Raw genomic sequence first — 13,638 nt, 5'->3', positions numbered from 1 at the left:
ATCGGCTTGCCGGCAAGGCCCGGCGCGGCTGAACTAAGGAGACCACTATGCAACGCTATTCCGGCTTCGGCCTGGTCAAGCACGCGCTGAGCCACCATGAAAACTGGGAGCGCCAATGGCGCAATCCCACGCCTAAAAAGCAGTACGATGTGATCATCGTCGGTGGTGGTGGCCACGGTTTGGCCACGGCTTACTACTTGGCCAAAGAATTCGGTGTCAAGAATGTCGCGGTGATCGAGAAGGGCTGGTTGGGCGGTGGTAATACCGCCCGTAATACGACTATCGTGCGTTCGAACTACTTATGGGACGAATCGGCTGCCCTTTACGAACATGCCATGAAGCTGTGGGAAGGGCTTTCCCAAGACCTTAACTACAACGTCATGTTCTCCCAGCGAGGGGTGCTCAACCTGGGGCATACCCTGCAAGATATGCGCGATATCCAGCGCCGGGTTAACGCGAATCGCCTAAACGGCATTGATGGCGAAGTGCTGGACACCAGGGGTGTGCAGGCGCTGGTGCCAATCATGGATTGTTCCAAGAATGCTCGCTATCCAGTGATGGGCGCTTCCTGGCAGCCGCGTGCTGGGGTAGCGCGGCATGATGCTGTGGCCTGGGGCTATGCGCGCGGTGCTGATGCTCACGGGGTGGACATCCTCCAGCAGACCGAAGTTACCGGCTTCAAAATCCGTGACGGTAGGATCTACGGTGTGCACACCAACCGTGGCGATATCGAAGCCAAGACAGTGGGCTGTGTGACCGCCGGTAATTCTGGTGTGTTGGCCAATATGGGCGGCTTTCAGTTGCCTTTGGAATCTCACCCGCTACAAGCCCTGGTCTCCGAGCCGATCAAACCGATTCTCGATACCGTGGTGATGTCTAATCACGTACATGGCTATATCAGTCAGTCTGATAAAGGCGACCTAGTCATCGGCGCTGGCATTGACGGCTATAACGGCTATGGTCAGCGCGGTAGCTATCCTACCGTGGAACACACCCTTCAGGCGATCGTCGAGATGTTCCCGATCTTCTCTAGGGTGCGTATGAATCGTCAGTGGGGCGGTATTGTCGATACCTGTCCGGATGCCTGTCCGATTATCTCTAAAACACCGGTGAAGGGGTTGTTCTTCAACTGTGGTTGGGGCACGGGTGGCTTCAAAGCTACTCCAGGATCGGGTCACGTGTTCGCTGCCAGCTTGGCTAAGGGTGAGATGCACCCCATTGCTGAGCCGTTCTCCATGTTCCGCTTCCATAGCGGTGCGCTGATTGATGAGCACGGCGCCGCCGGCGTGGCCCACTAGGGTTCATACGAGAGGAGTATTCGTCATGTTTTATATCTATTGCCCCTACTGCGGCGAGCACCGTGAGGAAGAGGAGTTTCACCCCAAGGGCCAGGCGCATATTGAGCGACCCAAAGAGCCCGAGGCGTGTAGCGATGAAGAGTGGGGGAACTACCTTTTCTTCCGCAACAACCCCAGAGGGGTGCATCACGAAATGTGGGTGCATGCGGTAGGTTGCCGCAAGTTCTTCAACGTGACGCGTCATACGGTGAGCTACGAGATTCTCGAGACCTACAAAATGGGCGAGCAGCCGACGATAACTGCCGACAGCCAAAAGCAGCCTCGCGAGGCGGCAGCGGTAAGCCATCAGGAAGGAGTGCGGGCATGAGTCAGTCTAAGCAACAAGTGTTCCGCCTAAAGGCAGGCGGCCGAATCGATCGCTCTCGCACGTTGAGCTTTACCTTTAACGGTCAGCGTTACCAAGGGCATCCTGGAGATACCCTGGCTTCGGCGCTGCTGGCTAACGGTGTGGATATCGTTAACCGCAGCTTTAAGTATTCCCGCCCCAGAGGCATCGTCGCCGCAGGCGCTGAAGAACCCAATGGCATTGTTCAATTAGGCAGTACCGAAGCGGCACAGGTGCCCAATGTTCGCGCTACCCAGCAAGCACTGTTTGATGGATTAGCCGCCTGTAGCACCAACGGTTGGCCTAATGTACAGCGCGACTTGATGGGCTTGATAGGCAAGTTAGGTGGGCAATTTATGCCGCCGGGCTTCTACTACAAGACGTTTATGGCACCAGCGTCGATGTGGCTGACCTACGAAAAGTACATTCGCAAAGCGGCAGGTCTGGGCCGTAGCCCTATGGAAGCCGATCCAGACAGCTATGACCACCTTCATCAACACTGCGATGTGCTGGTCGTTGGCGCTGGCGCGGCTGGCTTGTCTGCAGCATTGGCTGCTGCCCGTGGCGGTGCGCGGGTGATCGTTGCCGATGAGCAAGAAGAGATGGGCGGCTCACTGTTGGGTAGCCGCGAAACTCTGGATGGCAAGTCGGCAGACCAGTGGGTTGCTCGAGTGCTTGAAGAGCTAGCCGGATGTGACAACGTCACACTGCTGCCACGCACCACGGCTAACGGTTATCACGATCACAATTTTGTGACACTGTACGAGCGGCGTACTGAGCATCTGGGCGAAACGGCGCCTGTCGTCAATGGCCGCCGCCCGGTACGCTCCCGCATGCATCGAGTTCGCGCTGGTCAGGTGATCTTAGCCACAGGCGCTCACGAGCGGCCATTGGTGTATGCGGGAAATGACGTTCCAGGCAACCTACTGGCAAGCGCTGTTTCTACCTACATTCGACGCTATGGTGTCGTGCCAGGTCGCCAACTGGTGCTCTCTACCAGCAACGATGATGGCTATCGCGCCGCCTTAGACTGGAAGGAAGCAGGCTGCGAGGTGGTGGCGGTTGTTGATGCCCGCGAAGCACCTGCAGGGGATTGGGTCGATGCCGCCCGCGCCCAAGGTATCAAGATCATCACCGGCAGTGCCGTTATCGAGGCGAAAGGCAGCAATCGAGTCACTGCCGCACGGGTGGCCAAGATCGATATTGGCGCTTACCGAGTCAGCGGCCCAGTCCAGGAATTGGCCTGCGACACTATTGCTAGCTCAGGTGGCTATAGTCCGGTCATCCACTTGGCTTCCCATACCGGCGCGCGGCCTACTTGGCGTGACGATATCCTCGGCTTTGTACCAGGGCTAGTGAAGGGCGTTCATGCCTGCGGTGGCGCTAATGGCACCTATGCGTTGGGAGACGTACTTGCTGAGGGGGTTGAGGCTGGTATTAAAGCAGCGGCAGCCACAGGCCACGCGGCTCAGCCGGTTAACCTGCCTAGCGTTGAACGTCTCCAGCAGGGGCCTGCGGTGGCACTTTTCCAGGTTCCCCATGAGAAACCCACGCTGCGCGGGCCGAAGCAATTCGTTGACCTGCAGAACGACGTCACTGCGGCGGGCATCGAACTGGCTACCCGGGAGGGCTTTGAGTCTATCGAGCATATTAAGCGCTATACCGCGATGGGTTTCGGTACCGACCAAGGCAAGTTGGGCAATATTAACGGTATGGCCATTGCAGCTCGCTGCCTGAATCGCTCCATCCCCGAGGTGGGCACCACGGTATTTCGGCCAAATTATACGCCGGTGACCTTTGGCGCCATTGTGGGTCGCCACTGCCGTGATCTGTTCGATCCCGAGCGCTATACCGCTCTTCATCAGTGGCACGTTGAGCGCGGCGCCGAGTTTGAGGATGTCGGTCAGTGGAAGCGTCCCTGGTACTACCCACAGAAGGTGAATGGCAAGACCGAGACCATGCACGAAGCGGTCGCCCGGGAATGTTTAGCGGTGCGCGAGAAAGTGGGTATTCTCGATGCTTCGACGCTTGGCAAGATCGACATTCAAGGGCCGGATGCACGTGAATTCCTGGCGCGTGTCTATACCAACAAGTGGGAGAAGTTGGCAGTTGGTAAGTGCCGTTATGGCTTGATGTGCAAAGATGATGGCATGGTCACCGATGACGGTGTGACTAGCTGTCTTGCTGAAAATCACTTTTTGATGACCACCACCACCGGTGGTGCAGCAGCGATATTGGAATGGTTGGAGTTATGGCATCAGACCGAGTGGCCAGAACTGGATGTCTACTTCTCTTCAGTGACTGACCACTGGGCCACCATGACGATCACTGGCCCCGAAGCACGCAAACTGCTGGCTGAGATGACGGATATCGATCTCGACCGCGATAGCTTTAAGTTTATGGAGTGGCGTGCTGGAAAAGTGGCCGGGGTGCCTGCGCGTGTTTATCGGATCTCCTTTACCGGTGAGTTGACCTTTGAGATTAACGTTCAAGCCAACTACGCCATGCACGTGTGGCAGACCCTGTTCAAGCATGGCGAAAAGTATGGCTTGACGCCCTACGGCACAGAGACCATGCACGTCCTGCGTGCTGAAAAAGGCTTTATTATCGTTGGCCAGGAAACCGACGGCTCGGTAACGCCGGAAGACCTGGGCATGCAGTGGTGCGTAGGTTACGACAAGCCTTTCTCATGGATTGGTAAGCGAGCCCTGACGCGAACGGATACCAAGCGCGAAAACCGCAAGCAGCTAGTGGGGCTCAAACCGAAGGACCCTACGGTGGTGCTGGAAGAGGGCGCCCAGATTGTGTTTGATCCCAAGCATGCGATCCCAATGCCGATGGCAGGGCATGTGACCTCAAGCTACTACAGCCCAATTCTGGACTCTGGATTTGCCTTAGCGGTGGTTAAGGGCGGCCTCAAGAAAATGGGCGAAACCGTCTATCTGCCCATGGCAGACGGCCAAGTTCACGAAGCCGAAATTGTCAGCACCATTTTTTATGATCCCAAGGGAGAGCGCCAAAATGTCTAATGCGGCCACTTTCGATACCCGTACTGATACCGCTATCCCGGTAGAGTCTCCGTTAGCCTTTAGCTACCGTCATAGCGGCGCTCCTCGTGCTGGTAGTTCAAGTCGGGTTCAGCTACGCGAGCGGGCAATGCTTGGGCATCTGATCTTACGAGGCGGTGCTATCGTTCTCGATGAGGCGGTGCGCGATGTGCTGGGGATTAGTCTGCCTGGCAAGCCCCAGGCGCTAGTGCAGGATGCCAGCGGCGAGCGGTCCATTCAGTGGCTTTCCCCTGACGAGTGGCTGGTGATTGTGCCTAGCGGTGAGGAATTCCCGCTAGAGACGCAGCTGCGGGAGCGTTTGGGGGATTCCCATTACGCCATCAGCGATGTCAGCGGTGGGCAGACGGTGTTAGAGATTACCGGAGAGGCGGCCCGCGAGCTGTTGATGAAAGCGGTGATCTACGACGTTCATCCCCGCCATTTTCCCGTGGGCAAAGGTGTTACTACCGTTTTCGCCAAGGCCACGACCATCCTTCGTCGGCCCAGTGAGGAGCGTTGGGAGTTAGTCGTGCGGCGCAGTTTTGCCGACTACTGCTACCGCTGGCTACTGGATGCAGCAGCAGAGTATGGCGTGAACGTAGAACAATAAGCAGGCAGGCCGAAACGCTGTTTCGGCCGCTATCTTCTGCCGCTAACAGAGATACATGCATTATGAGCCGAATGAGTGATACCTGGATACTTGCCGCCCAATGCCCAAGCCGTTTGGGAACGGTGGACGTCGTCACGCGCTTTTTAAAAGAGCAGCAGTGCTATATCACTGAGCTTAACTCTTTCGATGACCGGCTTGGCGGACGCTTTTTCATTCGTGCCGAGTTTCGTCCAGAGCGAGACGACTTCCATGAAGAGCGCTTCCACGCCGATTTTACAGCGCGGGCAGGCGAATTCGATATGCAGTTTGAGCTGACGGCGCCGGGCAAACGCACAGGCGCCGTGATTATGGTCTCCAAGGCCGATCACTGCTTGAATGATCTGCTCTACCGTTATCGGACGGGCCAGCTTCCGCTGGATATCAAAGCGGTGATTTCCAACCATCCTGATCTGGAGCCGTTGGCAGCATGGCACGATTTGCCCTATCACTACCTGCCGATCACGCCCGAGACGAAATTGCAGCAGGAAGCGCAGATACGCGAAATCATCGCGGATACTGACGCTGAGCTGGTGGTGCTGGCAAGGTATATGCAGGTACTCTCCCCCTCAATGTGTGAACTATTAGCCGGGCGCGCTATCAATATTCATCACTCGCTACTGCCCGGTTTTAAAGGCGCTAAGCCTTATCATCAGGCGTACGAAAAAGGCGTCAAGCTAGTGGGGGCAACGGCACATTATATTAATAATGACCTTGATGAAGGGCCAATTATTGCTCAAGGGGTCGAGCCAGTGGATCACACCCACTACCCAGAGGATCTGGTTGCCAAGGGAAGGGATATCGAGTGCCTGACGCTGGCTAGAGCGATTAGCTATCACTTGGAACGTCGTGTGTTCTTTTATTCTGGGCGTACAGTGGTGTTTGGTAACTAAGGTTTTTTGCTTATAGCTATTAACGATAAATACACACAGTTATAGCGCGCTTTTATAACGGGGCTACTGTCAGCACCAAGCGTTTTTTAGTTCGCTAGGTAGCCCTTAGTTATGTATAAGCATGCTAATGCGTGCTTAAGAATTTCGGTTTATAAAAATAAAAACTTATCCATAAAAGATAGTTTCGTTTTATTTTTCATCACATCAATAACTTATTAAAACTTTCAGGCGCCGCCTGAGTTTCCCCTGTTTATACGTCAAGAGGTGCTCCAATGCCTATCAGTGTTTTCGACCTTTTTAAGATTGGAGTAGGCCCCTCCAGTTCCCATACCGTAGGGCCCATGCAGGCCGCTTTTAAGTATGTTACATCACTACGCGAAGCCGACCTTCTTGATGAAGTGGCCCGTCTAGACGTTCATCTTTATGGCTCACTGTCAGCGACGGGTATAGGGCACGCAACGGATCACGCGATTATTATGGGGCTAATGGGTGAGCGCCCCGACACGATTGATCCTTTGATTATTGGGCCATCTATTGCGTCGCTTAAAGAGAGTCAGTTATTAGAACTTGGACGCCAAAAAAAAATTGCTTTTGATTGGAATCGCGATATTTATTTCCATGAAGAGAGTTTGCCTCATCATCCTAATGCCATGCGGCTTGCTGCCTTTACACATCAAGGTGAGTTGCTGCATGAAAATATCTACTACTCGGTAGGGGGCGGTTTTGTTGTTGAACAAGCCCAGGTGGATATGCCGTTAGAGGACTTTGATGGGGCAACTATTCCCTACAACTTCGATACAGCTGAAGAACTGCTAGCATTATGTAAAAAAGAGCAGCTGAGTATTAGCCGCTTAATGCTAGAGAATGAGAAAGTATGGCGGACGGAAGACGAGGTCAGAAATGAGCTATGGCGAATCTGGCAAGTCATGTGTGAATGCATTGACAACGGGTTAGCCCATGAAGGGATATTGCCGGGTGGGTTAAACGTGAAGCGCAGAGCTAAGCTATTGCATCAGCGGCTTTTAGCCGCTGAGCAGAATGATTGCCTAATCGCATCGACATTTTCAGCAATGGAGTGGGTCAATATTTTTGCCCTCGCGGTTAATGAAGAGAATGCCGCAGGAGGGCGCATGGTAACGGCGCCCACTAACGGCGCTGCAGGCATTATTCCCGCCGTTCTGCACTACTATATGAAATTTCAGCCCAACGCCTGCGAGAAAAACGTCGTGGATTTTCTGCTAGCGGCAGGTGCCATTGGCATTCTCTGTAAGAAGAACGCGTCGATATCAGGGGCAGAGGTGGGCTGCCAGGGGGAAGTGGGCTCGGCGTGCGCCATGGCGGCAGCTGGCTTAGCGGATGTGATGGGAGGAACGCCCGAGCAAGTAGAGCATGCGGCCGAAATCGGCCTGGAACACAATTTAGGATTAACCTGCGACCCGGTGGGAGGGCTGGTTCAGGTGCCGTGTATCGAGCGCAACGCTATTGCCACCGTAAAAGCCATTAATGCAGCGCAAATGGCATTGCACGGTGATGGTACTCACTTTATATCGTTGGATAAGGTCATTCGCACTATGCGCGACACGGGGAGGGATATGCTTGATAAATATAAGGAAACATCCAAAGGTGGACTGGCCGTCAATGCTATTGAATGCTGATCGCTAATGTATTCGGCAGGGTAGTTAAATTATCAGTCGTTTGGGTGCGCTTCATTGTCGGCATGCCTAACACCGATGACTCCCAAGAAGATTTACTTGATGGCGTTGGTGTTGCGGCGTCAGGACCAATGGCAGAGATGATGCGAGCCCCGGCTATTACGGTATTCAGCTTCTGAAACGTTAGTGCCATGCTGGCAGTATGAAGCCGCTACTTTTTAGTAGCGGCTTTTCTATGTTGGAGTGTTGCAGCATGAGCTTTTCCAACAATACTTGAGAAATTATTGATACTCATACCATTAGTAGGGTGTACTTACGGTTATCCACTTTTCGAGTGGTTGCTCCATGGAAATGTGACTGGCTCTAACGCTGGCAGCGTTGTTTTGCACGGCATGACCATGTTCCCTGGAGGTTTACTTGTCTCAAGATTACCAACCACTCGGTATGCCATAAAGCTATGAAATACACAGATTCCTCTATTACGCGTAAGTTAAAATTTCATCAGCTAATGGTCTTTGAGCAGGTCGTTTTAAGCGGCTCAATGCTACGAGCTTCCCAGGTGCTCAATCTGACACAGCCAGCCGTTAGCAAAGTGATACATGATTTAGAAGTGTATTTTGACAGCCCGCTTCTCGTCAGGGGAAACCGAGGGGTAGTTCCCACTGAGCTAGGTGAGCTTGTTTTGAAACGTGCAAAGCTGCTGATGGCAGAGCTGCGTAGTCTGACAGACGAAGTGAATGCTTTTCAGGAGGGAACTAGCGGTCATGTCGTCGTCGGCACGTTGATTTCGGCTTCAGTTTCCTTACTTCCAAAAGCAATTCAGTTGCTTAAGCAAAGAGCACCCAACGTCATGGTATCTTTGCGTGTCGGCCAGATGGATCAACTGTTTCCGGCAGTGGAAGTGGGCGACGTTGACTTAGTGGTTGGACGTGTCCCTGATGATTGGCGTTGGCGAGATGAGGCTAATAGCCTTACGGTGGACACTCTCTACAGTGAAGAGTTATGCATAGTCGCTGGCTCGAAACATCCCCTACACGAAAGCCAATCGCTGACCCTTGAGAAGTTACATTCTTTTCCATGGGTTCTGCCTACTCGAGAGTCATTACTAAGACGTACTGCCGATAAGCTTTTTGCTGAAGAGGGTTTGTCTGTTCCCAGCAATGTGGTGGAGTCTTTATCCATTCTGACGAATTTAACCTTGATGCAAGATCAAGAAACCGTTGCGTTGATGCCTTACGAGGCGGCTTCGCCTTTCGCAGAGGCGGGGCTACTCAAGGTTTTTAAGCTTGGAAAGTCGCTGGCTTTTGGCGATATCGGTTGCTTTTCCGCTTCTGGTCGAGAGTTAGGCCCTGCTGCAAAACTGTTTCGTGAGTGCCTCAAGGAAGCGTGACTTCAGTGAATTTCTGCGCTCAGAGTTCTATGGCTATGAGTTTACAACGCTTATATAACCAGATGCCCTTTTGGATTAGCGGTTTGATGGGGGCTGGGCGCTGGTAATGCCAGGTATTCCTTTTTTAAATATCTAATGGGTTTTTATTGATTATGAAATGATATCTGCTCTGCCTACACTCTTTCCGAAATGAATTAAAACAACGTTTCGGAGACAACCGTGTCGACCACAGCTCCCCAGCTTCTCAATTATGTCGGCGGTGAATTTCTTGCCACCGAACAGACTTTCCCCAATATCTCACCCATTGATGGCCGTTTGCTGAGTCAGGTCTGTGAAGCCGACGAAGCCTTAGTGGGGCGCGCCGTTAGTGCCGCCAAAGCCGCCCAAACCGGCCCTTGGGGCCGCACCAGTGCCAGTGAACGAGCCGATGTGCTGATGCGCATCGCCGCGGGTATCGAGAGCCGTTTTGATGAATTTGTGGCCGCTGAAGTGGCCGACACCGGTCGTCCGGTAGAGCAGGCCCGTCGTCTGGATATCGCGCGTGGTGTGCACAACTTCCGTACCTTTGCTGAGCTTATCCGCCAGTCTGGCGGCGACTACTTCGAGATGCGTGCTCCCGACGGCAGCGATGTTTTCAGCTACTCGGTGCGTAAACCCCACGGTGTGGTTGCGATTATCTCCCCCTGGAACCTACCAATGCTGTTGCTCACCTGGAAGGTGGCACCCGCACTGGCTTGCGGTAACTCGGTAGTGGTTAAGCCCTCTGAAGAGTCTCCCTCCACAGCTACTCTGTTGGCCGAAGTGATTCATGACGCGGGGCTGCCTGAAGGCGTATTCAACCTGGTCCACGGCTTCGGTCCAGGCTCTGCCGGTGAGTTTTTGACCAAACATCCCGACGTAGACGCTATCACCTTTACCGGTGAATCTCGCACCGGCAGTGAAATCATGAAGGTGGCCGCCGAGGGTGTTCGTGACGTTTCCTTCGAATTGGGCGGCAAGAATGCCGCCGTGGTCTTCGCTGACTGCGACTTTGAGGCGGCGGTGGCTGGCGTGGCCCGCTCCAGTTTCACCAATGCCGGTCAGGTGTGCCTCTGCTCCGAGCGAGTCTATGTAGAGCGTCCTATTTTTGAGCGTTTCGTGGCCGCTCTCAAGGAGAAAGCCGAAGGGCTCAAAATCGGCTATCCGGACGAGCCCGGTGTTGATATGGGTTCAATGATCTCTCGCCAGCATCGCGAGAAGGTACTCAGCTACTTTGAATTAGCTCGGGAAGAGGGCGCCACAGTGGTGACTGGCGGCGAAGTGCCAACGTTTGGCGATGCTCGCGATCAGGGGGCTTATGTACGACCAACTATCTGGACCGGCCTGTCAGACGATGCTCGTTGTGTCCAGGAGGAGGTCTTTGGCCCTGTCTGCCATATCGCCCCCTTCGACCGTGAGGATGAGGTGATCGAGCGGGTTAACAATACCGTTTATGGCCTGGCAACAGCCCTCTGGACCCAGGATCTGGGCCGTGCCCACCGAGTTTCCCGTCAGTTCCATGTGGGCATGGTGTGGATCAATACCTGGTTCCTGCGCGACTTGCGCACGCCCTTCGGAGGAGCGCGGCTTTCTGGCCTTGGCCGCGAGGGTGGCCGCCATTCCCTCGATTTTTATTCCGAACTGACCACCATCTGCGTTAACCCGTGAGCGAGGAGATTGCTATGCATACTGCCCTGATCGAGGCCGCAGAGTGCCTCAGCCAAGCCCAGGCGACGGGACAACCCTGTAAGCCGGTGCGTGAGCTGATTGCCCGTGCCCAGGTGGAGGAGAACGCCGCTGACCCGGTGGCCTTAGCCTATACCGTCCAGCAGCACAACACTCGCCTAGCCCGGAAGCAGGGGCGTCGCCAAGTGGGCTTCAAGGTAGGGCTTACTTCCCGCTCCGTTCAGCAGCAGTTAGGGGTGAATCAGCCTGATTTCGGAGTGCTTTTCGCCGATATGGCGGTGGGGGACGGTCAGCCTATCGCAGTGGATGCCGTGCTTCAGCCCAAAGTGGAAGCGGAGATCGCTCTGGTGCTGGCGCATGACTTGGATCACGAGCGCCATACCTTAGCGGATCTGATTCGGGCTACCGCCTTCGTTTTACCTGCCATTGAAGTGGTGGGGAGTCGCATTGCTAACTGGGATATCCGCCTTGAGGACACCATCGCCGACAACGCCTCATCGGGCTGTTTTGTACTCGGCAGCCGTCCAGTGACGCTGGAAGCCCTCGACTTAGTGCGTTGCGGTATGAAGATGACCTTGCGCGGTGAGCCAGTGTCAGTGGGTGCGGGTGCTGCCTGTCTCGACAATCCCTTGAATGCCGCCGTATGGCTGGCCGATACCATGGCCCGCTTTGGGGAGCCGTTGCGCGCTGGTGACATCCTGCTTACCGGTGCTCTCGGCCCCATGGTGCCCGCAGCTGCAGGCGATATCTTTCACGCCGAAATACAAGGCCTGGGTGGTGTGACCGCTGCTTTCGCCAAGCCACAATGAGAGAAAAGATCATGAGCAAAAAAGTCAAAGTGGCCATCATTGGCTCCGGCAATATCGGCACCGATCTGATGATTAAAATTCTGCGGCACGGCCAGTATCTTGAAATGGGAGCCATGGTGGGAATTGATCCGGCCTCGGACGGTTTGGCGCGCGCCCAGCGCTTCGGCGTCCCTACGACTGCCGAGGGAATTGATGGTCTGCTGGCTATGGAGAATGTTGACGACATCAAAATCGTCTTTGACGCCACTTCTGCTGGCGCCCATAAGCGTCACAACGAGATGCTACAAGATCGCGGCATCAACGTCATCGACCTGACTCCGGCAGCCATTGGTCCCTATGTGATTCCGTCGATCAATATGGATGAGCATCTGGACGCCCCGAATATCAATATGGTTACGTGTGGCGGCCAAGCCACCATCCCCATGGTAGCAGCAGTTGCCCAGGTTGCTAGGGTGCACTATGGCGAGATAGTCGCCTCTATTTCCAGTAAGTCTGCTGGCCCGGGTACCCGCGCCAAGACCGGATTTGAACCGATGACCTTCGGGTTATGAGCTGGATTGATTTGATTTTCTTAGCGCTGCTTTATTTGTTGTTAATTTGTCTAAATAGCCTGCTATATAAGGGTTTCCGTCGGTTTTTGAAATGCTGTCTAGGTAATTTAAGGTCAATCTAGCACGCTAAAGAGTGTCACAAAATAAAATGTAAAATTTACAGCATAAATGACCGTTAGGCTGCTGCTGAGGTCGGCAGCGGGTTAGCCGGACTCTGAAACCGGCGAGACTGGCATCATAGGTTTTGTCAGAACGGATTGTTTGGTATGCCAGTTCCCGTGAGATGGCGCTGGGCGGATGTTCCAATTGTCGGGCGATGGTTCGGATTTAGTAGTGAACCCGCATCTGCATGATGGCGGCTCGGTCTTCAGTAGAGAGGTCGCAATAGCAATGAGTCGTGGCAAAACCATACCGGAGGGTCAGATATTGCATTTGGTCATTGAGACCGCCAACCCAAGTGCGAATAGTCAACGGCATCTTATTGGTGATACGGCTACAGTGGAAGCAGCTTGAAGCATTCGATTGATGAGTTTATTATATCTGAACTGATATAAATTTATGGCAGTTAAGGAGCCAGCGTGGCGCGCAAGAAACCTGTTGCATTCGTTGGAGACTCGAAGGATCGGCTGCGCGACTTCTCTCTGGACGCCAAGCGAGAAGCGGGGTTTCAGATAGACAAGATTCAGGCTGGAGGCCAGCCGGACGATTTCCGCCCAATGCCAAGCGTTGGCCCTGGTGTCATGGAAATCCGCATTCGGGAACACAACGGCGCCTTTCGGGTCTTCTACGTGGCCAACCGGGGCGACGCGGTATTTGTGCTCCACTGCTTCCAGAAGAAAACCCAGCAGACCGCCAAAAAAGACATCGACTTGGGCAAGCAGCGATACAAGGAGCTGCCCTGAGCCCAACCACCAAGCGAGGTTAGAAAATGGCCATCGAGTATTACGACAGTGTGTGGGACGCCATCGAGGACACTCCTGAAGAGGCGCTGAACATGCGGCTGCGCTCCGAGCTCATGGCGAGGATTGCTGGCCGTGTAAGGGAGTGGGATATTACTCAGAAAGAGGCTGCACATCGGCTGGGAATCACCCAACCCCGCCTCAACGACTTGCTGAACGGCCAGATTAATAAGTTCAGTCTCGATGCTTTGGTCAACCTGACGGGGCCAGCTAACTTCCATCTCGAACTGGAGATTGAAGACGAGAAGGAAGTAGCCGCCTGAGAGTGACCAGATAAACTGGGTTCAGCTAGACAAGTGAAGAA

Annotated in this window: 12 protein-coding genes; all 12 read left to right on the top strand. The window is 54.2% G+C overall.

All coding sequences use genetic code 11. The features are described from left to right. The first annotated feature begins 47 nt into the window (after nt 1–47). The 12 genes from INT19_RS17735 to INT19_RS17680 all read left to right on the top strand — a co-directional run bounded on the left by INT19_RS17735 (nt 48) and on the right by INT19_RS17680 (nt 13,597). Nucleotides 48–1,298 carry a sarcosine oxidase subunit beta family protein gene (locus INT19_RS17735; RefSeq protein ID WP_193061703.1) on the top strand — a complete coding sequence of 417 codons (1,251 nt, stop codon included), beginning with the start codon at nt 48–50 and terminating at the stop codon, nt 1,296–1,298. A 25-nt stretch (nt 1,299–1,323) separates the two neighbouring features. Then, nucleotides 1,324–1,665, top strand: coding sequence for a sarcosine oxidase subunit delta (locus tag INT19_RS17730; RefSeq protein WP_038480866.1), 342 nt, complete (start codon nt 1,324–1,326; stop codon nt 1,663–1,665). Then, nucleotides 1,662–4,712, top strand: a complete 3,051-nt coding sequence (locus INT19_RS17725; protein WP_193061702.1) for a sarcosine oxidase subunit alpha family protein — start codon at nt 1,662–1,664, stop codon at nt 4,710–4,712. The genes INT19_RS17730 and INT19_RS17725 overlap by 4 nt, the downstream gene beginning before the upstream one ends. Then, nucleotides 4,705–5,340: a sarcosine oxidase subunit gamma gene (locus tag INT19_RS17720; protein ID WP_193061701.1), complete on the top strand. Its 636-nt coding sequence runs from the start codon at nt 4,705–4,707 to the stop codon at nt 5,338–5,340. The genes INT19_RS17725 and INT19_RS17720 overlap by 8 nt, the downstream gene beginning before the upstream one ends. A 62-nt stretch (nt 5,341–5,402) precedes the next feature. Continuing rightward, a complete protein-coding gene (purU, locus tag INT19_RS17715) occupies nt 5,403–6,269 on the top strand; it encodes a formyltetrahydrofolate deformylase (protein ID WP_089039309.1) in 867 nt (288 codons plus the stop codon). Between the two features lie 272 nt (nt 6,270–6,541). Further along, nucleotides 6,542–7,924, top strand: coding sequence for an L-serine ammonia-lyase (locus INT19_RS17710; RefSeq protein WP_193061700.1), 1,383 nt, complete (start codon nt 6,542–6,544; stop codon nt 7,922–7,924). Between the two features lie 454 nt (nt 7,925–8,378). After that, entirely contained in the window at nt 8,379–9,311 is a 933-nt protein-coding gene (locus INT19_RS17705) for a LysR family transcriptional regulator (RefSeq protein WP_193061699.1), read from the top strand. 219 nt (nt 9,312–9,530) lie between these two features. Further along, complete coding sequence (locus tag INT19_RS17700; RefSeq protein ID WP_193061698.1) at nt 9,531–10,997, top strand: 2-hydroxymuconic semialdehyde dehydrogenase; 1,467 nt, start codon at nt 9,531–9,533, stop codon at nt 10,995–10,997. Nucleotides 10,998–11,011: 14 nt separating this feature from the next. Further along, on the top strand, nt 11,012–11,824 hold the full coding sequence (locus INT19_RS17695) for a 2-keto-4-pentenoate hydratase (protein WP_226912910.1): 813 nt from the start codon (nt 11,012–11,014) through the stop codon (nt 11,822–11,824). 11 nt (nt 11,825–11,835) lie between these two features. Further along, complete coding sequence (locus INT19_RS17690; RefSeq protein WP_442311229.1) at nt 11,836–12,375, top strand: Gfo/Idh/MocA family oxidoreductase; 540 nt, start codon at nt 11,836–11,838, stop codon at nt 12,373–12,375. Nucleotides 12,376–12,953: 578 nt separating this feature from the next. Then, on the top strand, nt 12,954–13,277 hold the full coding sequence (locus INT19_RS17685) for a type II toxin-antitoxin system RelE/ParE family toxin (RefSeq protein ID WP_035565904.1): 324 nt from the start codon (nt 12,954–12,956) through the stop codon (nt 13,275–13,277). A 26-nt stretch (nt 13,278–13,303) separates the two neighbouring features. Further along, on the top strand, nt 13,304–13,597 hold the full coding sequence (locus INT19_RS17680) for a helix-turn-helix domain-containing protein (protein ID WP_039860777.1): 294 nt from the start codon (nt 13,304–13,306) through the stop codon (nt 13,595–13,597). Nucleotides 13,598–13,638: the final 41 nt, after the last annotated feature.

This window comes from Halomonas sp. 3A7M, from assembly GCF_014897875.1.
In the GTDB taxonomy this organism is placed as follows: Bacteria; Pseudomonadota; Gammaproteobacteria; order Pseudomonadales; family Halomonadaceae; genus Vreelandella.
The sequence above is the reverse complement of the archived record's forward strand: the minus strand, read 5'-3'. Positions and strand labels throughout refer to the sequence as shown.

Excerpts from the sequence above, each read along its gene's own strand:
- INT19_RS17735 (WP_193061703.1), top strand. The coding sequence starts at position 48 with ATGCAACGCTATTCCGGCTTCGGCCTGGTCAAGCACGCGCTGAGCCAC.
- INT19_RS17730 (WP_038480866.1), top strand. The coding sequence starts at position 1,324 with ATGTTTTATATCTATTGCCCCTACTGCGGCGAGCACCGTGAGGAAGAG.
- INT19_RS17725 (WP_193061702.1), top strand. The coding sequence starts at position 1,662 with ATGAGTCAGTCTAAGCAACAAGTGTTCCGCCTAAAGGCAGGCGGCCGA.
- INT19_RS17720 (WP_193061701.1), top strand. The coding sequence starts at position 4,705 with ATGTCTAATGCGGCCACTTTCGATACCCGTACTGATACCGCTATCCCG.
- purU (WP_089039309.1), top strand. The coding sequence starts at position 5,403 with ATGAGCCGAATGAGTGATACCTGGATACTTGCCGCCCAATGCCCAAGC.
- INT19_RS17710 (WP_193061700.1), top strand. The coding sequence starts at position 6,542 with ATGCCTATCAGTGTTTTCGACCTTTTTAAGATTGGAGTAGGCCCCTCC.
- INT19_RS17705 (WP_193061699.1), top strand. The coding sequence starts at position 8,379 with ATGAAATACACAGATTCCTCTATTACGCGTAAGTTAAAATTTCATCAG.
- INT19_RS17695 (WP_226912910.1), top strand. The coding sequence starts at position 11,012 with ATGCATACTGCCCTGATCGAGGCCGCAGAGTGCCTCAGCCAAGCCCAG.
- INT19_RS17690 (WP_442311229.1), top strand. The coding sequence starts at position 11,836 with ATGAGCAAAAAAGTCAAAGTGGCCATCATTGGCTCCGGCAATATCGGC.
- INT19_RS17680 (WP_039860777.1), top strand. The coding sequence starts at position 13,304 with ATGGCCATCGAGTATTACGACAGTGTGTGGGACGCCATCGAGGACACT.